A 21,170-nucleotide genomic window follows, 5' to 3' on the forward strand; every position below is an offset into this window, starting at 1 on the left:
TCTTACACGGAGAGGATACACCTTAAGTTCAAAGGAAAGTGGTCTTGACATTGGGGTCCACTGCACAACATCAGTCGCCCCAACCAGGTCTGGTGCGCTGACATTACTTATATCCCCATGAGGCGCGGATTTTTATACCTGGTGGCGATCATGGATTGGCACAGTCGCAAAGTCCTTAGCTGGAAGCTGTCCAATACCCTTGACGCTGACTTTTGCGTGGCGGCTCTTGAAGGGGCCCTGTTCAAGTATGGCGCCCCTGAAATCTTCAACACAGACCAGGGTTGCCAGTTTACGAGCTTCGAGTTTACACAGGTTTTAAAGGATGCCGGGATCAGGATCTCCATGGACGGCAAGGGCCGTTGGATGGATAACGTCATGATCGAACGGCTTTGGCGCTCAATGAAGTATGAATGTGTTTATCTGAACGCGTTTGAGACGGGAAGCGAAACCAGGGATGGGATCGGAAACTGGATCAACCTGTACAACGAGAAACGGCCCCACTCCAAACTGGACGACAGAACACCTCATGAGGCATACTTCGATCTGCCTCTGCCCGGCTACAACGGGAAAAAGGCGGCATAAACCATGAACCTTTCCACCTTAAAACTGCCGCCAACCTGTCCAACCAATGGGGTCCACCTCTCACCGGCGAGGAGGTGTATCTCCCCCGCAGCCTCAGTGAAAGGCGTATGCAGAAAAGTGTCCTTCTCTGGCACCTTCCGGAGAACCGCGCCGCCGTGTCCGAAGCGTTGCGGATCACCGGTAGGGAGAAGGAGGGGAGGAAGCTGCTGGATATAATTTGCTTTTTTCAAAACCGGGGGTATAATTTGTAATAAATGCAGTTTAGAAAGCCAAAAAGCCCCTGCCTTCCGTGTTGCGGAAGGTTTTTCGTAGGGGGTGGAAAATAACGATATTGGAGAAGAAAAGGGAGGTTGGGAATGGAAATCAGGAGGTATTGGGGGAACTTACTTTCAATTGTTCTGGTGACAGGATTGCTCGGTGCCTGCGCCGGACCAAAACTCATGGTTGAGCCTGTTTCAGTGCCCCAGGACCCGGCAGTGGCCATGGCGCAGCTGGAGGCTAAACTGGTGGAAGGTCGTCAGGACCAGTTGAATGTTCTTTCGCCAACGTGGTTCGCCAAGGCAGAAAATTCCCTCGGCGAGGCTCGCAAGATCAATGAATCCAAAGGTGAGATCGCCCGTATCGGCGATGCTGCGTCCCGAGGGTTAACGGAGATCAGACAGGCCGAGGAGATCGGGCGTATCGTCAGGACCGCGATCCCGGAAGCAGTGGAGGCAAGGAAAATGGCGAGGACTGCCGGAGCCACCAGTTTCGGCCAGGACTACGCCGATGTTGAAACGCGGTTTCTGGGTCTGACCAGGGACGTGGAGAATAATGACCTTAAAAGTGCGAAAAAGGACCAGAAGGGGGTTGTGGTAGCGTTCCATGTTCTGGAGATAAAGGCCATCAAGGAGACCATTCTCGGTGATACGCGCAAGATCCTGAAACAGGCGGAGGAAGAAGGCGCGCGGAAGCTGGCTCCGGAGCAGTACGCCGAAGCCCAGCAGGAATTTAACAGTGTGGAAGAGTTTATCGCCGCGAACCCTTACGAAACCGAGGATATGAAAAGGCGAGGTACCGTGGCCCTTTTCAAGGCGAACCGCCTCCTTGAGATCACCAGACAGACAGAGCGTCTGCGTGGTATGGAACCCCTTGAAACAGCCCTCTGGTTCGAAGGCTACCTGCGGCAGGCCTCAGAGGCCCTTGGCGCCCCGGATATGCGCGACAAGACCTTTGATCTGCAGGAAAGCAACATCGTTGGCTCCATCACTTCGCTGGTGGAGGACCGCGATTTCCTGGCACAGAAGGCCGACGCCCAGCAGGAGGCGATGGACATAATGCGGTCACGCTATCCGGAGGAGATAGAGGCGCTAAGGAAGACAAACGCCAGCGACCAGAGTGCCATGAAGCAGCGGTATGATAAGGAGATCGAGGGTCTTATGGGACGCATCGCCTCCCTTGAGGGACAGAGCCGTGAAGAGGCTGCCAGGCTGGTCGCCCTTCAGGGTGAGCAGCGCGCGGAAAGAGAGCGGATCGAGGCTGAGCGCATTGCCGAGCGAGAGCGCATTGAAGCCCAAAAGAGAGCGGCTGAGGAACGGCTGGCCGCGGAACGACGCTTCAACGAGCTGTACAACGAGGTCCAGGCCCTGTTCACAAAAGACGAAGCCGAGTGTTACAAACAGGGAAACCGCATGGTGATCCGTCTCAGGGGAATGACCTTCCCGGTGGGACAGGCCGTCATCATGCCAGAGAACTACCCTCTGCTCAGCAAGGTCCAAAGGGCAGTCCGTACTTTCACAGAGCCCCAGGTGACCATCGAGGGCCACACCGATTCCACGGGAACTTCGGAATTCAATGAGCATCTTTCCCAACAGCGCGCTGAATCGGTTCGCGAATATCTTCTGGCTAACAATGTTGTGGCACCGGAGCACGTGGTAGCGGCCGGTTTCGGGTCATCCCGTCCGCTGGCTCCAAACATAACAGCAGCCGGCAGGGCGGCCAACCGCCGTATTGACGTCGTGATCACACCCGGGGACATGCCCGTGATGTAGAACAGATATTGAACGGTGTATAAAGGTTACACAGAGGCTCCCGGACGGTCAGGTCCGGGAGCCTCTTTACAATCAAGTTCTTGTCCTGTTCCTGTGTTTGATAAACTTTCACTTTTTTCCACGGCCGATATCCTGCCGTGATGACTATAAACCCGCTCTCTTTGTTCCCAGCCAGGAGCGAGGGGAACCCGGTGACGCCCAGGCGGCGGGATGTCTCGAAATCCCTCCACGTCGCCCTTGCAGTCTCCTCTGTTTTGAATCCGACGGCGAACTGTTCCCGGTTTACTCCGCACCCTTGAGCGATATCGGCTAATAGCTCGGGGGCGGTGACATCCCGGTTCATGGCATAGAAGGCTTCCTGAACTCTTTTCAGGAATTCAAATCCATGTGTAAGGTGAACCGTGAACCGTGAAACGTGAACCGAAAACCGTTCATAAATTCCAATTCATGTTTCGTGGTCTACGGGTTTTGAATGAGCTTAACGGTTCACAGTTCACTGTTCACGAAATGTGGCAAATACGAAACCCCCTCGCATTTCTGCAAGGGGGCCCCGATCATTGCAGGTACAACGAGTCATTTACATTTTTAATTTAAACTTATCCGCGATGACGTTGTAGTAAGCGTTCTCGGACACCGATCCCCAGACGCCCACCTGCTCCTTGAATTTCTTGAAAGTATCGTGGACCTTGCGCGCCACAGGATCCTTGGACGCCTCTTCCTCCATGGTCTCCTTGGCCATCTTGCGAAGGCTGTTGAGGAGGGATTCCGGGAACCGCACCAGGTTAACGTTGTGCTTGGTGATGAGTTCCTGAAGCGCTGCACCGTTGGTGGCTTCGAACTCGCTCAGGCTCCACATGTTCGTCTCGGCCGCAATGGCATCCAGGGTGATCTGGAGGTCCTTTGGAAGAGCGTCGTAGGCTGTCTTGTTGAAGATGACCTCAAGGCAGGTTCCCGGCTCATGCCAGCCGGGATAGTAATAGTACTTGGCGGCCTTGTAGAACCCCATCCTCAGGTCGTGCATGGGCCCGACCCACTCGGTGGCGTCGATGACACCCCGCTCGAGGGATGTGAAGATCTCACCGCCGGGCAGCAGGACAACGGTGCCGCCGGCCTTGGCGATGACCTTTCCTCCCAGGCCCGGAATGCGCATCTTAAGGCCCTTATAGTCATCTATAGTATTCATTTCCTTGTTGAACCAGCCCCCCATCTGAACTCCGGTGTTCCCCTGGGGCCGCGGCACCAGGTTAAAGGGAGCATAGACCTCCTCCCACAGCTTAAGGCCGCCACCGCTGTAGAACCAGGCGTTGATCCCTTGGGCGTTGAGGCCGAAGGGTACCGTCGTAAACCACTGGGCCGCCGGTGTCTTTCCACCCCAATAGTAGGCCGCCCCGCTGCCGCACTCCACCGAACCTTCGGATACGGCATCGAAAACTCCCAGACCTGGCACCAATTCGCCGGCGGCAAAAACTTTTATCTTTATGCGACCGCCTGTGGCCTCCTCCACACGCTGGGCGAACCGTTCTGCCCCGGTCTGGAGGACTGGCAGGTTGGGAGGCCAGGTGGTCACCATCTTCCATTCGTAGGTTTTGGTGACTGCCTGTTTCGGTGCCTCCTTGGCCTTTGCGCATCCCGTTCCCACAACCGCAGCGACAGCCGCGACTTTTCCCGCTTTCTTCAAAAAATCTCGTCTTTCCATGGTTCACCGTGTCCTTTCCTGGGAAAGGTGTTTGAAAGAACCATCGACACCCCCAGATGGGCCGACGGTCTGGATATTTTAATTCTATAAAAAAGCGTTCTATAATTTCAAGACCCAAATTAAAAAGGCAATACCGTTTTATACAGATCGACCTGATCTTGCATTCAGAATGTCCACTCGGCCGCAGGCATGATCAATTTCCGTAAACCACTGTGGGTAGCCATGTCACCAGGGCGGGGAATGACAGGACGATGAGCAGCCCGATGAGCTGGAAGATCACAAAGGGAATGATGCCCCGGTAGATGTGGCCGGTCTCTATCTCGGGGGGAGTAACGGCCTTAAGATAGAACAGGGAGAACCCGAAGGGCGGTGTCATGAAGGAGGTCTGGAGGTTTACGGCCAACAGGATGCAGAACCAGGCCGGGTCGAATCCGAAATCGATGATGATGGGGGCGAGAACCGGCACGTGGATGAAGGTGATCTCGATAAAATCCAGAAAGAACCCGATGATGAAAATAAGCCCCATAACGATGGCCATAACAAACCATTTCCCGTGGTCCGCGGCGATGCCCCCAAGGAATCCGCGTACCAGGTCATCGCCGTTCAGACCGCGGAAAACAAGCCCGAAGGCGGCCGCGCCCACCAGGATAATGAAGACCATGCAGGTCAGGATCATCGTAGAGTGCATGACGTCGCGAAGCATCTGCATGTTGAATTTGCGGTTGAGCACAGTCAGGCCTGTAGCCCCAACGGCCCCCACCGCCGCTGCCTCCGTGGGGGAGGCGATGCCGGCGAAGATGGATCCCAGGACTGCTACCATAAGAAACAGCGTCGGGACCAGGGCGCGCATGATACGGCCAAGCAACACCTGTCGGGTCAGGGCATCCAACTCACTTTTAGAAATAGGAGGGGCCCACTCGGGCTTGAGATGGGCAACGATGAGGATGTACAGGATGTAGAGCCCCACGAGCACCAGTCCCGGAAGGACCGCTCCCATGAACAGGTCGCCCACAGGAACGCCCACGATATCGCCGATGAGGACAAGGACAATACTCGGCGGGATGATCTGCCCCAGGGTGCCCGAGGCCGATACGGTGCCGGTGACCAGCTCCTTCTGGTATCCGCGTTTGAGCATGGTGGGCACGGCCAGAAGCCCCATGGTGACCACTGTGGCGCCCACGATCCCTGTGGAGGCCCCCAGGAGCGCACCGACAACGACTACGGAGATGGCAAGGCCGCCCTTGAGCCTACCGAACACCAGGCCCATGGTGTCCAGGAGGTCCTCGGCCAGCCCCGAGCGTTCCAGCATGACCCCCATGAAAACGAAGAGTGGAACAGCCAACAGGGTGACGTTGGTCATGACGCCGAAGATGCGAAGGGGCAAGAGGTTAAAAAGGTTCCACCCGAAGCCTATGAGGCCGAAGAAAATGGCCGTTCCCATGAGGGTGAAGGTCACTGGGAAACCCGCCATGAGCAGGATCGTCAGTGCGAGGAACATCCAGCCGGCGAGATAATCCATCAGATGTTCTCTCCGGTGTCCAGGTCACGGCCCCTGATATGATAGTAACTCCGGATGCCCAGGGCGACCCCCTGCATCAGGACGAGGGTAAACCCTGCCGGGATGCACGACTTGAGGATAAAGCGGTAGGGGATTCCCCCGGGATCCGGTGAGCTCTCCATTATCATAAAAGAGGTGGAGACGAATTTCAGGGAAGTGAGGATGATCATGAGACAGCCCGGGATGAGGAAGAAGAAAACTCCGATGAGGTTGATCCATGCCCGGTGCCTGTAGCTGAACCGCTGGTAGAAGATGTCGACCCGGACGTGGCCGTCCTTGAGGAGGGTGGCCCCGGCCCCCATGAGGAAGACGAAGCCGAAGAGATGCCACTCCAGTTCCTGGGTGGCCACGAAACTGGTGTTGAAGACGTAGCGCATGATCACGTCCACGAAAACCACCACCACGACGACGGCAGTGGCCCATGAAACCACATGGCCGACCCAGTCGTTTACAGCATCGATTCTCTGGCAAAGTTTGCGGAAAAAGCCGGTCATTTCACACTCCGAAAAATGTCCGGAAAACGAGGGATACAACTATTTCATGAGATGCGAATCATACCCACAACAGCCCCGACAGGTTATATTACCAGGTCGTTCAATTCAACATTCAAAATTGTTAGAGTCGCAAAAAGTCCAATCCGGGACTTTTCGCTCCACGGAAAGGGAAAAGCGTCGTTTTCCCTTTCCTTACAAATCAATGACTTACGGAGTGAGTCATTGATTTGGGCGCCCCGCGCGCAGCGCATTGATGACTTTTTGCGAAGTCATCAAAGTTTGTGATTCAAAAAGGATCCAAGATCCAAGAATGCTTGTCATCGCGAGCCGTCATTCGGGCGAAGCGATCTCGGGTTCTGTAAAAGCGGCAAAAGCCTTAACGCAGAGGGCCACCCTTTGACTGGGCTCAGGGCAGGCAGATTGGATCGCTGGTAGGCTGCTCGTACCACAGAAGGCCGCAGAGGAAGGCTTAAATCCGGGTAATGGAACTGTTCCTGTAAATGCATTAAAATCAGCCTCACACAAAAACACCATTCGACAAGCTTATGGTAGGCAGTGCTCCGGAGAATTACCTTTTGGATCTTGGATCAACCTGTTCGCGTTTCACTTATTCTCAATCCTCAATCAGGAATACTCAATTTACACGATGATCTCCTCCAAATTCCTCTTCGGCACGTGGTGGACTCCCTGCTCATCGCGCCAGTACTTCATGTCCCCGTCCTGGCCCACCGGCACGAGGTGAACCTCCTCTACCGGTTTACCCAGGGGCAGGACGAGCAGGACATGCAGGTGCTCACCGATCCCCAGGCCGCTCCTCAGGCCGTCCATGTCGAGGTTGCCGATCATACAGCCGCCCAGTCCCTTCTCGACGGCACCGAGAAGGATCGTCTGGGATGCTATGCCGTGGTCGCAGCTGTCTGCTTTAAAGATCGTGGTGTCCCTCAGAACGATGATATAGGCCGAAGGCCTTTCCCCCTCAACTGGCCCGGGCCAGTCCTTCAGATACCCTGCCCACTTCAGGTGGGGGAAGATGAGTTCGTTCCGAACGGGCTCTGAGGAGATCATATATTTTAACGGCTGCAGGTTGGCTGAAGAGGGTGTTAGCCTGGCGAGGTCCACCAGTTCCATAAGGGTTGCCTCATCGATTCTGTGACTTTCATCGAACCGCCGGTAACTGCGGTTCCTTTCCACGAGTTGTTTGAACATTTTTTGCCTCCTTTATCTTTGATATGGTCGCAAAAAGTCCATTATTGGCTTTTTGCTTCACGGAAAGCGAAACGTGTCATTTTCGCTTTCCTTACAAATCAATGACTTATACTGCAGGTCATTGATTTGGGCGCCCCGACAGGGGCGCATTGATGACTTTTTGCGAAGTCATCATCTTTAGGCGGAAAACTGTTTCCGAGGTACCTGGCCCCCTTTTAGTCATAATAGTTTAAGCGAGATGGAGATGTTTATCGAGGGGGGAATTTTCCCACTGGGAAATTTTCCCACAGTGCTCTGATACCGCAGGTTATCCACATAAAGGAAGGAGGAAGGAGGAAGGACGAAAGAGGAATACCCCCGCAGCCCCATACCATGATTCTCCATCCGGTGAGCCTTTGATAAGCGTTCAGCATTGCGCATGGTTCACTACTCGGTGATATTTCGCCCACCGCCCTTCATTCTCTACACTCTGCACTCACAGTGCTGGAAGATGTCCTGGAATGTGGTATCTTCATATCATGCAAAAGAGAAAATCCAGCACTGTGGCCGGCTTTACCTTAATAGAGGTCATGACGGCCGTAACCATCCTGGCCATAATGGCCACAGTCGCCTTTACCATCGTGTTCGGGGCGGTGAAGAGATCACGGCATATCGACCGGCGTGGGGGACTTACCACGGAGGCTGCTGCAATCGTCAACATTGTCTCCGAAGATCTTCGAGGAGCCTTCGTCCGTGATGGCGTTGTTCCGTTCTTCCAGGGTATTGATAATTTTAAAGCAGAGGATCCTGCCGATTGCCTTTCCCTTCTCACTACCGCTGTCCTTCCGGTAAACCCGGAAATACCCGCTGGCGGCGTTGGGGAGGTGGAGTATTCGATCATCGAGGGCGAAAATGGAGCCCTTCTGCTCCTGAGAAGGGAGCAGATCCCTGCTCGTTCCCCCTATGACGAGGGCGGCGCGGCCATCGTTATCACAGATCGCATCAAGTCCCTGAACCTTGAATTTTCAGACGGTGAAGATTGGTTCGAAAGGTGGGATACCGAAAGCGTCGGGGGGCACGAAGATGGAAAGCTCCCCAGACAGGTGAGGATCGAGCTGGTTCTGGAGGATGGTGAACTGTCTGTGACCCACCGCGGTTCCGTTGCGCCGATAATGGCGGTGGGGAGATGAGAAAGTGTAGAGGGATAAATCAGTGTAGGGTGCAGGGTGCAGAGTGTATTATTTTTGTAAGATCCATTCGTGCGTGCGTGTGTGCGTTAAGCGTGCATGCGAAAGGTTTTACGCACGTACTCAGGTACGCTTTACTTAGTCGGAATTTATCTGTTTCCAGCAGATTTTTCTCTACACTTTGCACTCTACACGCTACATACGCTACACTTCTATTGACACAAAGAGCCTGACCTATTATTGTCATAAATTAATTTTCTGCCTGGCCCGATCTCAAAAACCGACCCCGCCCTGTGCGGGGTTTTCGAAATCTGCAGGTGATGACTTCGTAAAAAGTCATCAACGCGCCCCGATGGGGCGCCCGGAGCGATGACCGATAGTGATGACCGATAGTCATGTCATCGATCCGTGAGGAAACCCAAAACCACGCTTTTGGGTTTCCCTAGAGCAAAAGTCCACAAGGACTTTTGCGACCTTTTCAATGCCAGTCCAAGGAGGCGTTAAATGCAGTCGGATAATATTAATTTCGGTCTGACCTTCGACGATGTTCTTCTCCTCCCCGCTCGTTCTGACGTTTTGCCTTCCGAAGTAAACCTTGAGACGATCCTGACAAGGAATATCAGCCTGGGTATCCCGCTGATATCCGCTGCCATGGACACGGTAACGGAAGCGCACACAGCTATCTCAATGGCCCAGGAGGGCGGGTTGGGGATCCTCCACAAGAACATGACACCCGAGAGGCAGGCCAGCGAGGTGGACAAGGTCAAAAAGTCTGAGAGCGGCATGATCGTTGACCCTATTACTATGGACCCGGACCGCACAGTGAGCGCAGCTCTTGAGCTCATGACAAAATACCGGATATCGGGTGTGCCTATTACGGAAGGTGGGAAAAAGGAGGGGAAGCTTGTTGGTATTCTCACCAACAGGGACCTTCGCTTCGAAACAAATCTTCAAAGACCTATCCGTGAAGTTATGACCAGCAAGAACCTGGTTACGGTGCGTCCCGGTATATCTCTGGAGGAAGCCAAATCCAGGCTTCATGAGCACAGGATCGAAAAACTTCTCGTCGTGGATGAGAACTACAACCTGGCTGGCCTCATCACGATCAAGGATATTGAGAAAGCCCGCAAATACCCCAACGCATGCAAAGACCCCATGGGACGGCTGCGCGTTGGAGCTGCGGTTGGAATCGGAAACGACCTTCAGGCGCGGGCTCCTGCCCTTATTGAGGCCGGTGTCGATGTCCTTACCGTAGATACCGCCCACGGCCACAGCACCGGTGTCCTCGCAGGTGTGCGGGAGTTGAAAAGGAATTTCCCGGATATGGAGATTATCGCCGGGAACGTTGCCACTGCAGCGGCAGCTAAGGAACTCGTTGACGCTGGCGCCGATGCTGTCAAGGTTGGTGTGGGACCTGGCTCCATATGCACCACCCGGATAATCTCTGGAGTAGGTGTTCCACAATTTTCGGCTATTCTGGAATGCACCAGGGCAATAAAAGGCTCTGGTGTGCCTGTCATCGCTGACGGCGGTGTTAAATTTTCCGGGGATATCGTCAAGGCTATCGCCGCCGGAGCCCACTCGGTGATGATCGGAGGACTTTTTGCGGGTACGGACGAAAGTCCCGGTGACCTGGTCCTGTACCAGGGCCGCTCCTATAAGGTCTACAGGGGTATGGGATCCCTTGAGGCCATGAAAGAGGGCAGCAAGGACAGATACTTCCAGGAACATGTGGATGTTGAGGGCAAGCTGGTTCCGGAAGGGATCGAGGGACGCGTTCCGTACCGTGGACCGATATCCGCCACTGTGTTCCAGATGGTGGGGGGGCTGCGCTCGGGAATGGGGTACACCGGGTGCAAGGACCTTTCAGAGCTTCGGACATTAGCGAAATTCGTACAAATATCGGCTGCCGGACTCAAGGAGAGCCACGTCCACGATGTGATCATTACCAAGGAAGCGCCGAATTATCGACTTGACTAAAAGCGATCTCAGATCTCAGATCTCACATCTCAAAGGGTAAGCGCACCCGTTTCAGGGTCTAGATCTTTCTGAGATCTAAGATTTGAGATATGAGATCAAGCGAGGAACTCTGTGACGAGCGTTGACATTCACGACGAAAAGATCCTGATCCTGGACTTCGGGAGCCAGTACACTCAGCTCATCGCTCGCCGCGTTCGGGAACTCAAGGTTTACTGCGAGATCCACCCCTGCACGGAACCATTGGAAAAGATAAGGGAATTTTCACCGAGAGGCGTCATCCTTTCCGGAGGACCGGCGAGCGTAACTGATGAGGGCGCGCCCCTTGTGCCAAGGGAACTGTTCGATTTGGATGTTCCTTTTCTGGGTATTTGTTACGGCATGCAGCTGTTTACGCACCTGATGGGTGGTAAGGTCGGCAAGGCTGAGCGGCGGGAATACGGCCACGCCATGCTCCAGATCGACGACAACTCTGACCTGTTCAACGGTTTTGAAACCGGGGCGGAGAACCTGAACAAGGTCTGGATGAGCCACGGCGACAAGATCGAATCGGCTCCGCCCGGTTTTGTCCCTATTGCTCACACGGAGAACTCCCACGTCGCAGCCATGAGGGACGAGTCCGGCAAATTCTTTGCCGTCCAATTTCACCCAGAGGTGGTTCATACGCCTCGCGGCACCGAGATTTTTGAGAACTTTCTGTTTAAAATCTGTGACCTGAGGCCTCTGTGGACAGCAAAATCCTACATCGACATGGCTGTGGAGCAGATACAGGAGACCGTGGGTAAAGATGGGAAGGTTCTCTGCGGTCTTTCAGGCGGTGTAGACTCATCTGTTGTTGCTGTCCTTGTACACAAAGCCATTGGGGACAGGCTTACATGTGTATTCGTGGACAACGGGCTGTTGCGTAAAGGGGAGAGGGAAAGGGTTGAGGCCGTTTTCACTGACTACTACCATATCCCCCTGATTGTACTCGACGCTGGAAAGGGATTTGTGGATAAACTTGCAGGTGTTGAGGATCCGGAAAGAAAGCGAGTCATCATCGGCAACGAGTTCATCAGGCTTTTCGAGATCGAGGCCAAAAATATAGGAGATGTCAAGTTTCTCGCCCAGGGAACCCTTTACCCGGACGTCATCGAGAGCGTTTCCTTCAAGGGCCCCTCAGCTACCATAAAGACCCACCACAACGTGGGCGGGTTGCCTGAAAAGATGGATTTAATGCTCGTTGAACCTCTCAGGGAACTGTTCAAGGACGAGGTGCGGGAAGTGGGTAGGGAATTGGGGATGCCCGACCAGATGGTAAAGCGCCACCCGTTCCCCGGTCCGGGTCTCGGGATTCGCGTTCTCGGTGAGGTAACCCAGGAGAGACTCCACGTCCTGCGGGAAGCGGATGCCATTGTTCGGGAAGAGATCCGGGCGGCGGGGCTCTACGACCATATCTGGCAGCTTTTCGCCGTTCTGCTCCCCATTAAAACAGTGGGCGTTATGGGGGATGAAAGGACCTACGAAAACGTGGTTGCCGTAAGAGCCGTTCATAGCCTCGACGGGATGACCGCAGACTGGGTCCATCTGCCCTATGACCTGCTCAACCGCATCTCCAACCGCATTATCAATGAAGTGCGAGGTGTCAACCGGGTGGTGTACGACATCAGCTCCAAACCTCCTGCTACGATCGAATGGGAATAGAAGAAGCCGAGGGGAGAGGGGGCGAGTGGGTGAAGGGGAGAAAAATCGTTTCCATGTTTCTTAACCGATCACGGATCACGGATAACTAATCACTGTCTTTATGAAACACGCCAATTTCGTTCATCTCCATGTCCATACTTCCTACAGCCTCCTCGACGGGGCCTGCCGCGTTTCCGATTTGACCCGTTACGCCGCCGATCTCAAGTTTCCGGCCCTTGCTATTACCGACCATGGGGCAATGTTCGGTGCCATCGATTTCTACAAAAGCGCTCGCGCAGCCGGAATAAAGCCGATTATCGGCCAGGAGTTCTATATTGCTCCCGAAAGCCGGTTTGATCGGAAACTTGATGAGTACGGGGAATCGGCCTATCACATCGTCCTTCTTGCGCGAAACCTTGAAGGTTATTCCAACCTGGTAAAGCTGTCCTCTATCTCTTATCTCGAGGGTTTCTACCGGAAGCCGCGTATCGACAAGGAGGTTCTTTCCCGTTACTCCGATGGCCTGGTAGCCCTGTCCGCCTGCCTGAAGGGAGAAGTTGCCTATCTGATCAGACAGGGTAATTACGAAAGTGCCAGGGAAACCGTGTCCTGGTACAAAGACCTGTTCGGCGAGAATTACTTCCTGGAAGTTCAGCATAACGGTCTTGCAGATCAGGACAAGGCCAACGAAGGGATGCTCAGGCTGGCTAAAGAAACCGGTGTCGGACTGGTAGCGACCAACGATATTCACTACCTGCGTAGAGAGGACACAAGGATGCATGATGTCCTCCTTTGCATCCAGACTGGGAAAACGGTTCAAGACGAGAACCGGATGAGAATGGACACCGACGAGCTCTACGTCAAGTCGGCCGAAGAGATGGAGATGTATTTCAAGGACTACCCCGACGCCCTGTCCAATACCCTTGCCATCGCTGAGAGATGCAACCTTGAGATCGCTATCGGTGAAACACACCTTCCCCGTTTTCCCATACCTGAAGGGATGACGGAGGAGTCTTTCCTTTACACCAAGGTTCGTGCCGGATTCGACAAGCGAATGGAGATCATTCTGGATGGGACTCCGGAGGATCAAAGGGAGGAGGTGCTGGAGAAGTACCAGGCCAGGCTGGGCACCGAATTGGAGGTGATCACCAATATGGGGTTCCCGGGCTACTTCCTTATTGTATGGGACTTCATACAATATGCGAGGGAGCAGGGCATCCCCGTTGGCCCGGGGAGAGGTTCAGCAGCTGGTTCCCTCGTGGCCTATTCCCTGAGAATCACCGATATCGACCCTATCAGGTATGGACTTCTCTTTGAACGTTTCCTCAACCCTGAGAGAATCAGTCTTCCGGATATCGATGTGGATTTCTGCATGGTGAGACGGGACGAGGTCATCCGTTATGTGACGAATAAGTATGGTGAAGACAAAGTCGCCCAGATAATTACTTTCGGAACCATGGCCGCCAGGGGCGCCATCCGGGATGTTGGCAGGGCTCTTGATATGAATTATGCCGAGGTGGACAGGATCGCCAAGTTGGTCCCGGAAATTCTGGGTATCAAGTTGAATAAAGCCATCGAGCAGGAACCTCAGCTCAAAGATGCCATGAAAAACGACAAGAAGGTGGCCGATCTCCTTGAGTTGGCCCAGAAAATGGAGGGTCTCCATCGCCACGCATCTACCCATGCTGCGGGAGTGGTGATCAGTGACCTGCCCCTTTCCAGCCACGTTCCCCTTTACAGGAATATCAAGGACGACAGCGTTCTGACCCAATACGCCATGAAGGAACTGGAAAACATCGGGCTTGTGAAGTTTGATTTCCTGGGGCTCCGGACGCTGACCCTTTTGAGTAATGCCATAAAGCTTGTCAACAGGAAGAGGTCGGATCAGGGACAGGAACCTTTCGAGATGGAAAGGCTGGACCTTTCGGACCAGAAGACCTACGAACTTTTATCCACCGGGGATACGGATGGAGTTTTCCAACTGGAAAGTTCCGGGATGAAGGATCTTCTGGTCAAGATGAAACCGGGGTGCTTTGAGGATCTCATCGCCCTTGTGGCCCTCTACCGTCCGGGGCCCCTCGGGTCAGGGATGGTGACCGATTTTATCAACCGGAAGCAGGGTCGGCAGCAGATCACCTACGACACCAAGGAGTTGGAAAAGATCCTGTCGGAGACCTACGGTGTTATCGTCTATCAGGAGCAGGTTATGCAGGTGGCCAGCGAACTGGCCGGCTATAGCATGGGTGAGGCGGACAACCTTCGTCGTGCCATGGGCAAGAAGATGCCCGAGGAGATGGAAAAGGAAAGGGTTCGTTTCCTGGAGGGGTGCCAAAGAAACAGTATCCCGGACAAGAAGGCGGCAGGTATTTTTGAAAACCTCGCATTTTTTGCGGGATACGGGTTCAACAAGTCCCACAGTGCTGCCTACGCTCTCATCGCTTACCAGACAGCCTATCTGAAGGCACACTACCCAATGGAGTTCATGGCCGCCCTTCTCACCAGTGAGATGGATAATTCGGACAAGGTTACCCAGCACATCGGCGTTTGCAAGGAGATGGGTGTCAATTTACAGCCCCCCGACATAACGCACTCGGAGATCCCGTTCACCGTTGAAGAGGGCGGGATCCGTTTCGGGCTCGGTGCAGTGAAGAACGTGGGGGTTTCGGCCCTGGAAGAGATCCTGAGTAAGCGTAGTGATGGCGGGACCTTCAAGTCTGTAAACGAATTTTGCAGCAGGGTGGATCTGAGAAAAGTCAATCGAAGGGTCATAGAGAGTTTGATCAAATCGGGGGCCTTTGATTGCTGCGGGGATCACAGAGCCCAGCTGCTGGCTTCCCTGGACCAGGCCATGGAACGAGGACAAAAGGCTCAAAGGGATCGAGACAGCGGGCAGATAACCATGTTCGAGGGAGCCCTTGCATCCGAGAGTGAGGATTCCATATCCCAGGTTGAACCGTGGTCGGAGCACCAGCGGCTGGCTTTTGAGAAAGAGTGCCTGGGCTTTTATATTACCGGACATCCCCTTGAAAAGTATCGCAAAGAGCTTGAGAGGTACATTACCGCGGATCTGGGGCGCCTTGTGGAGATGTCTGAAGGACAAGAGGTCAAGGTCGCGGGAATGAAACAGAGCATGCGGGAAATAAGTACAAGGAGAGGGGACCGCATGGCTTTCCTGACTCTGGAGGACCTGCACGGCAGCGCCGAGGTGATCGTTTTTTCTGATGCCTTTACCAAGGCAGGCCATATCCTGTCTTCCGAAGGTCCCTTCGTTGTTCAGGGGGTTATCGATTCTAACGGAGACAAACCAAAGATCAAGGCCTCTGATGTGGAGCTGTTGGAAGAATACCGGCAGAGGGTTACAAGTGAGATCCTTATCAACCTGTCCACCATCGGGCTTTCCGGGGACGATCTCGCTAGACTGAAGGATGTTCTTTTGCAGCACAAGGGTGATTGTGCTGTCAGGTTAAAGCTTACGATCCCCACCAAGGCCGAATCTGTTATAGCCCTTTCAGACATATTCAAAGTGGGGTCTTCCGATGAGATGGTCAACGATGTGGAGAGGATATTCGGCACCGGGACGGTGACCTTTGTTTGACAGACAGGATATTTGCAGGAATACTTAAAAGCGATGGAATGAAGGATGTAAAATGTAGAACAGGGAAAAAGGAACAGCATCCGAAACCCGAAAACTAACCGCAAAACGGAATATATTATGGTAAACAACCTGCTGGAATTTGAAAAGCCTCTGGCCGAACTGGAACGGCGTATCGGCGAACTGAAGCACATGGATCTGGACCAGCCCGGAGTGGACCTGTCTGACGATATCTCCAGGCTCGAAAAAAAGCTCAACAAAATGCGCCGTGATGTTTATTCAGACCTTAGCCGGTGGCAGAAAACCCAGATTGCCAGGCACCCCCAAAGGCCTTACACCCTGGATTACATAGAGTCCATCATGGAGGATTTTGTGGAACTCCACGGGGACAGGACTTTCGCTGACGACAAAGCCATTGTGGGGGGAGTGGCGTGGTTCAACGGGAGACCGGTCATGGTGATCGGGCATCAGAAGGGACGCAACACCAAGGAGAAGGTGGAGCGGAACTTCGGTATGCCCAATCCAGAGGGGTATCGCAAGGCTCTCAGGCTGATGAAGCTGGCTGAAAGGTTCAACATCCCTGTCATTACCCTGGTCGACACACCCGGTGCCTTCCCGGGGATCGGAGCCGAGGAGAGGGGACAGGCGGAGGCCATCGCGAGGAACCTTATAGAGATGGCTGACCTCACAGTTCCCATAATAACTGTCGTGACAGGGGAAGGGGGCAGTGGCGGAGCTTTGGCCCTTGCAGTCTCCAACTGGGTCATGATGCTGGAAAACAGTATCTATTCGGTGATCTCACCCGAGGGTTGTGCGGCTATTTTGTGGAAGAACCAGGATTACGCCCAGGACGCTGCGGAAGCGATGAAACTGACGGCCCAGGACAGCCTCAAGAACGGGATCATCGAAGAGATCATCCCCGAACCACTTGGCGGTGCCCATCTTGAACCGGCGACTGCGGCCAAATCTATGGGTGCCTCCATTCAGGTACAACTTGACAGGTTGTCTGCCATGGGGCCCGAAGAACTTGTCACCGACAGGTGGGCTAAATTCAGGAAAATAGGTGTCTTCAAGGATGAACCAGGTGGCTGACCAGCTCAGGATAGCTTATCTGGGACCAGAGGCTACCTTCACCCATCAAGCTGCCCGCCAGACCTTCGGGCGCGGCGCCAGATACCTTGCTGCCGAGACCATAGGGGACGTTTTTAGCATGGTTGGGCAAGGGTACGCGGACATGGGGGTAGCGCCAGTTGAAAACTCCAATGAGGGTGTCGTTACCTCGACCCTTGACCTGCTGGTGGACTCCGATCAGCAGATTGCCGGGGAGATCATCCTTCCCATCAGGCTCATGCTCATGTCCAGGGAGCAAAGTCTCAATACCGTGCGGACGGTTTACTCCCATCCCCATGTTTGGGGGCAATGCCGGCAATGGCTGGGAAGGAACCTGAGCGAAGCTAAACTGAAGGACGCCAGGAGCACCGCGGAAGCGGTGACCCTGAGTGCTGAGGTTGCCGGAACGGCCGCGGTAGGCGGGGAGCTGGCCGCGGAGCTTTATGAAGTCCCGATCCTGGTTGAAAATATCGGTGACTGGACGGAGAACCTTACCCGGTTTCTTATCTTTTCCAACCGAAAATCCGACCTTACCGGAGATGACAAGACTTCCATCGTTCTGTCCATCAAGGACCGTGTCGGGGCTCTTTATGAGATCCTTAAACCTTTTGGCGACAACGATATTTCTCTCACCAAGATCGAATCGCGCCCGTCGAAGAGAAAAGCCTGGGATTACCTCTTTTTTGTCGATCTGGAAGGCCATAGGGGCGAACCGAAAGTGAAGGAGACCCTGGAGAGGGTAAGGGAGTTTTGTGAGGATATGAAAATATTGGGCAGTTATCCTAAAGGCACCGTGATTGGGGGGGACACACAATAACAGGCCATCTGTCACGCCGATGGCGTGATTGTCGGGGTTCGGCAATCCTCGACGTATGTTACTCGTGAAGTGAACAGTGAACTGTGAACGGTGAAAAGTATGATGTTTCCATTCACTCTTCACGGTTCACCTTTCACTGCTCTTTTTGAGATCTGAGATCTGAGATCTGAGATTAATTCATACACGGAGTCAACAATATGACCATAACCTACCGACCCGCATATAGTTCAGTGGAGGATCTTGTTCCCTATAGCGCCGGAAAACCCATCGAGGAAGTTGCACGGGAGATGGGGCTTACCAGGATCGTGAAGCTGGCCTCAAACGAGAATCCCATGGGTATGTCACCCCTGGCTGTCGAAGCGATGAATCGGGCTGCTGCCGGTGTAAACAGGTACCCTGATGGCGCTGGCTGGGATCTGAAGGGAAAACTTTCTGAAATGCTGGAAGTACCTCGGGAGAATATCGTACTGGGGAACGGATCCAACGAGATCCTGGAACTCCTTGCGCAACTGCTTCTCACAGAAGGGGACGAGACACTTTATGCCTGGCCTGCTTTCGTAGTCTATAGGTTGGCTACTTTGGCTCACGGGGGAAAAGGGATCGAGGTGCCCCTGGACAGGAACCTCAAACACGATCTGGACGCCATGGCAGACGCTCTGACAGATCGGACCAGGATCGTTTATATAGCCAACCCCAACAACCCTACCGGGACCTATGTCGGGCGGGATGAGTTGGAACGGTTAATGGACAGGGTTCCGGAAAATGTCCCGTTGGTGCTCGATGAAGCTTATTTTGAGTTTGCCAGTCATATCGAAGATTTTCCAGACGGGATGGAGTACTTCAGACAGGGCAGGCCCATTGTAGTGGTAAGGACCTTTTCCAAGGCCCACGGACTGGCAGGTCTTCGTGTGGGCTACGCTGTAATGCCTGAACCCCTGGCGGACCTTCTGAACCGTGTTCGCCAGCCGTTTAATGTCAACAGTATGGCTCAGGCTGCGGCTATAGCCGCTCTTGATGATAATGATTTTGTTCAAAGAGGACTCGACCACAACCGGAAGGAATTGAGACGTATCCAGGACGCTGTGGAAAGTATTGGTCTTACGGTTACCCCGTCATTTACCAACTTTATCCTCATTGATCTGGGGGGACGGTCCGGTCAGGATGTTTATGAGGGGCTGATGAAGAAGGGCGTTATCGTAAGATCCATGGCGCCCTACGGGTTGCCGGGCACCATCCGGGTCACTGCCGGGCTTACCGAAGAGAACGATATGTTTCTGGAGGCGCTCCAAGAAGTAATAGGAGAAATGCGTGATTCGAAACTGGTAATTCGTAATTCGCAAACAGCAGATTTACCAATCACGAGTCACGATTCACAAATCGCGGTAATTAAGAGGTAACAGCCATGATCATCGTACTGAAATCCGGTTCGACCCAATCAGACATTGATTACATCAAGGGAAAACTTCACGGCAAGGGTCTTAAGGTCCACGTCTCCCAGGGGGAGGAGAGGACTATCATAGGCGCTATCGGCGACGAACGTATTCTCAGGGAAGCTGCCCTGGCGGCCTACCCGGCAGTGGAAGCGGTTCTTCCCATTTTAAAGCCGTTTAAACTGGCAAGCCGCGATTTCCACAAGGAGGATACCCGCGTCACAGTGGGTGATGCGATTATCGGCAGCGACGACGTAATCGTCATTGCCGGTCCGTGCAGTGTGGAAACAAGGGAGGGTCTCCTTGAAGTGGCCAGGTCCGTGAAGAAATCCGGTGCCAAGCTGCTCCGGGGAGGAGCGTTCAAGCCCAGGTCCTCCCCTTACGCGTTCCAGGGGTTGGGTGAGGAAGGGCTCAAGTACCTTGCCGAGGCCCGGGATGAGACAGGCCTTAAGATCGTCACCGAGCTAATGGATCCCCGAGACGCGGAACTGGTGGATAAATACGCTGACATGATACAGATCGGTGCGCGAAATATGTCCAATTTCAACCTTCTCAAAGAGGTTGGTAAAATGAAAAAACCAGTCCTTCTCAAGAGGGGTTTGTCCTCTACGGTCAAGGAGTGGCTCATGTCTGCCGAATATATCCTTAACGAGGGAAATATGGAGGTCATCCTTTGTGAACGGGGTGTCAGGACCTTTGAGACCGAAACCCGAAACACCCTTGACCTTTCGTGCGTACCGCTGGTCCAGAGCATGAGCCATTTGCCGATTATTGTTGATCCCAGCCACGCTGTCGGGCGTGCCGACCTCGTGACCCCCATGTCCATGGCCGCTGTGGCCGCCGGTACTGACGGACTCCTTATAGAGGTCCACGAGAACCCCGAAGAAGCCAGGTGTGACGGGCCGCAGTCTCTCCGATTAGACGATTTCGCTTCTCTCATGAAGAGCCTCCGATCTCTGGCAAAGGCCCTCGGCAGGGAATTGTGAACCGTTCAACCTCCCCACCCCCCCCTTTCAAACGGGTGTATCTGCTGGGGACCGGTCTCATCGGCGGCTCCCTGGCACTGGACCTGAAGGCCAGTGGACTGGTTGAAACTGTTGTCGGATCCGATTCCTTTCCGGAGAGGTCCGAGTCAGCCTTGTCCATCGGCATTCTGGATGAAATTCTGCCCATGGTGCCGGAAGTCGTAAGTTGCTGCGACCTGGTTATCCTGGCAGTACCCGTAATCAACATCAGAGAGATTCTCAGCGTTGGATTTGAAAGGGACACCCTTGTCACCGATGCGGGAAGTGTGAAGAGTGATGCTATCCGTGGGTATCGCGAGGCAGTTGCCGCTGGCAAGGGCTATCGCTACGTCCCCGGGCACCCCATAGCGGGAGATGAAAAATCAGGACCTGAAGCCGCCAGGAAGGGACTTTTCATCGGGGCAAGGGTCATCCTTACCCCTGTAGATGCTTCCCAGGAGGATGTGTCCGATATCAGCGCCATGTGGGAAGGTGTTGGCGCAAAGATCAAGATCATGGATCCGGATGAGCACGATGAAGTGTTCGCCTGGGTCAGCCACATGCCTCACATGGCGGCCTATGCCATAATTGACAGTGTGTTGGCGCAAGATCCGGACATGGTGGACCTTTCCGGTGGAGGGCTGAGGGATTATACACGTATCGCTGCGAGCAACCCCCGCATGTGGGCGGACATCGCTGTGGCCAACCGGGAGAAGCTCCTCATCGCCACCAGGGGCCTGGGTGATTCGCTGAACAAGATCATTTCCGCACTTGAGGAGGGTGACCACGATCGTCTTGAGAGCGTTTTTCAAAGGATCGCGTCTGTCAGGAGGTCACTGGATTGAG

16 protein-coding genes and 1 pseudogene are annotated in these 21,170 nt (G+C 54.0%); 11 read left to right on the top strand and 6 right to left on the bottom strand.

Features of this window, described 5'->3' with window-relative positions; all coding sequences use genetic code 11:
* The first annotated feature begins 69 nt into the window (after nucleotides 1–69).
* Nucleotides 70–582, top strand: a pseudogene (locus P1S59_08440) (IS3 family transposase).
* Here the strand turns inward: P1S59_08440 and P1S59_08445 are convergent.
* Nucleotides 558–812 carry a hypothetical protein gene (locus P1S59_08445; GenBank protein MDF1526280.1) on the bottom strand — a complete coding sequence of 85 codons (255 nt, stop codon included), beginning with the start codon at nucleotides 810–812 and terminating at the stop codon, nucleotides 558–560. The pseudogene P1S59_08440 and the gene P1S59_08445 sit on opposite strands and share 25 nt — an antisense overlap.
* Before the next feature lie 126 nt (nucleotides 813–938).
* Here P1S59_08445 and P1S59_08450 point away from each other — a divergent pair, with 126 nt between their 5' ends.
* Complete coding sequence (locus P1S59_08450) at nucleotides 939–2,612, top strand: OmpA family protein (GenBank protein ID MDF1526281.1); 1,674 nt, start codon at nucleotides 939–941, stop codon at nucleotides 2,610–2,612.
* On the opposite strand, the gene P1S59_08455 is transcribed toward P1S59_08450, so the two are convergent.
* From P1S59_08455 to P1S59_08475, 5 genes are all read right to left on the bottom strand, one after another.
* On the bottom strand, nucleotides 2,584–3,051 hold the full coding sequence (locus P1S59_08455; protein ID MDF1526282.1) for a DsbA family protein: 468 nt from the start codon (nucleotides 3,049–3,051) through the stop codon (nucleotides 2,584–2,586). The genes P1S59_08450 and P1S59_08455 overlap by 29 nt on opposite strands.
* Nucleotides 3,052–3,189: 138 nt before the next feature.
* Complete coding sequence (locus P1S59_08460) at nucleotides 3,190–4,308, bottom strand: TRAP transporter substrate-binding protein (protein MDF1526283.1); 1,119 nt, start codon at nucleotides 4,306–4,308, stop codon at nucleotides 3,190–3,192.
* A 193-nt stretch (nucleotides 4,309–4,501) separates the two neighbouring features.
* Nucleotides 4,502–5,827 carry a TRAP transporter large permease subunit gene (locus P1S59_08465; protein ID MDF1526284.1) on the bottom strand — a complete coding sequence of 442 codons (1,326 nt, stop codon included), beginning with the start codon at nucleotides 5,825–5,827 and terminating at the stop codon, nucleotides 4,502–4,504.
* Complete coding sequence (locus P1S59_08470; protein MDF1526285.1) at nucleotides 5,827–6,360, bottom strand: TRAP transporter small permease subunit; 534 nt, start codon at nucleotides 6,358–6,360, stop codon at nucleotides 5,827–5,829. The genes P1S59_08465 and P1S59_08470 overlap by 1 nt, the downstream gene beginning before the upstream one ends.
* Before the next feature lie 639 nt (nucleotides 6,361–6,999).
* On the bottom strand, nucleotides 7,000–7,566 hold the full coding sequence (locus tag P1S59_08475; GenBank protein MDF1526286.1) for a nitroreductase family protein: 567 nt from the start codon (nucleotides 7,564–7,566) through the stop codon (nucleotides 7,000–7,002).
* A gap of 500 nt (nucleotides 7,567–8,066) precedes the next feature.
* Between P1S59_08475 and P1S59_08480 the strand changes: the two genes are divergently transcribed.
* The 9 genes from P1S59_08480 to P1S59_08520 all read left to right on the top strand — a co-directional run bounded on the left by P1S59_08480 (nucleotide 8,067) and on the right by P1S59_08520 (nucleotide 21,169).
* Entirely contained in the window at nucleotides 8,067–8,735 is a 669-nt protein-coding gene (locus P1S59_08480) for a type II secretion system protein GspJ (GenBank protein MDF1526287.1), read from the top strand.
* Nucleotides 8,736–9,236: 501 nt separating this feature from the next.
* Nucleotides 9,237–10,712, top strand: coding sequence for an IMP dehydrogenase (guaB, locus tag P1S59_08485; protein MDF1526288.1), 1,476 nt, complete (start codon nucleotides 9,237–9,239; stop codon nucleotides 10,710–10,712).
* Between the two features lie 111 nt (nucleotides 10,713–10,823).
* Nucleotides 10,824–12,392, top strand: coding sequence for a glutamine-hydrolyzing GMP synthase (gene guaA, locus P1S59_08490; protein ID MDF1526289.1), 1,569 nt, complete (start codon nucleotides 10,824–10,826; stop codon nucleotides 12,390–12,392).
* Nucleotides 12,393–12,492: 100 nt separating this feature from the next.
* Nucleotides 12,493–15,966, top strand: coding sequence for a DNA polymerase III subunit alpha (gene dnaE / locus P1S59_08495; GenBank protein MDF1526290.1), 3,474 nt, complete (start codon nucleotides 12,493–12,495; stop codon nucleotides 15,964–15,966).
* A gap of 117 nt (nucleotides 15,967–16,083) precedes the next feature.
* On the top strand, nucleotides 16,084–17,055 hold the full coding sequence (locus tag P1S59_08500) for an acetyl-CoA carboxylase carboxyltransferase subunit alpha (protein ID MDF1526291.1): 972 nt from the start codon (nucleotides 16,084–16,086) through the stop codon (nucleotides 17,053–17,055).
* A complete protein-coding gene (gene pheA / locus P1S59_08505) occupies nucleotides 17,039–17,890 on the top strand; it encodes a prephenate dehydratase (GenBank protein MDF1526292.1) in 852 nt (283 codons plus the stop codon). Before P1S59_08500 ends, pheA begins: the two co-directional genes overlap by 17 nt.
* A gap of 197 nt (nucleotides 17,891–18,087) precedes the next feature.
* The gene (hisC, locus tag P1S59_08510) at nucleotides 18,088–19,287 is read left to right on the top strand and encodes a histidinol-phosphate transaminase (protein MDF1526293.1); all 1,200 of its coding nucleotides are present in this window, start codon (nucleotides 18,088–18,090) and stop codon (nucleotides 19,285–19,287) included.
* A gap of 5 nt (nucleotides 19,288–19,292) precedes the next feature.
* Nucleotides 19,293–20,306, top strand: a complete 1,014-nt coding sequence (gene aroF / locus P1S59_08515; GenBank protein ID MDF1526294.1) for a 3-deoxy-7-phosphoheptulonate synthase — start codon at nucleotides 19,293–19,295, stop codon at nucleotides 20,304–20,306.
* A complete protein-coding gene (locus P1S59_08520) occupies nucleotides 20,303–21,169 on the top strand; it encodes a prephenate dehydrogenase/arogenate dehydrogenase family protein (GenBank protein ID MDF1526295.1) in 867 nt (288 codons plus the stop codon). Before aroF ends, P1S59_08520 begins: the two co-directional genes overlap by 4 nt.
* Nucleotide 21,170 lies beyond the last annotated feature (1 nt).

Source organism: bacterium (genome assembly GCA_029210965.1).
GTDB lineage: Bacteria > BMS3Abin14 > BMS3Abin14 > BMS3Abin14 > BMS3Abin14 > JALHUC01.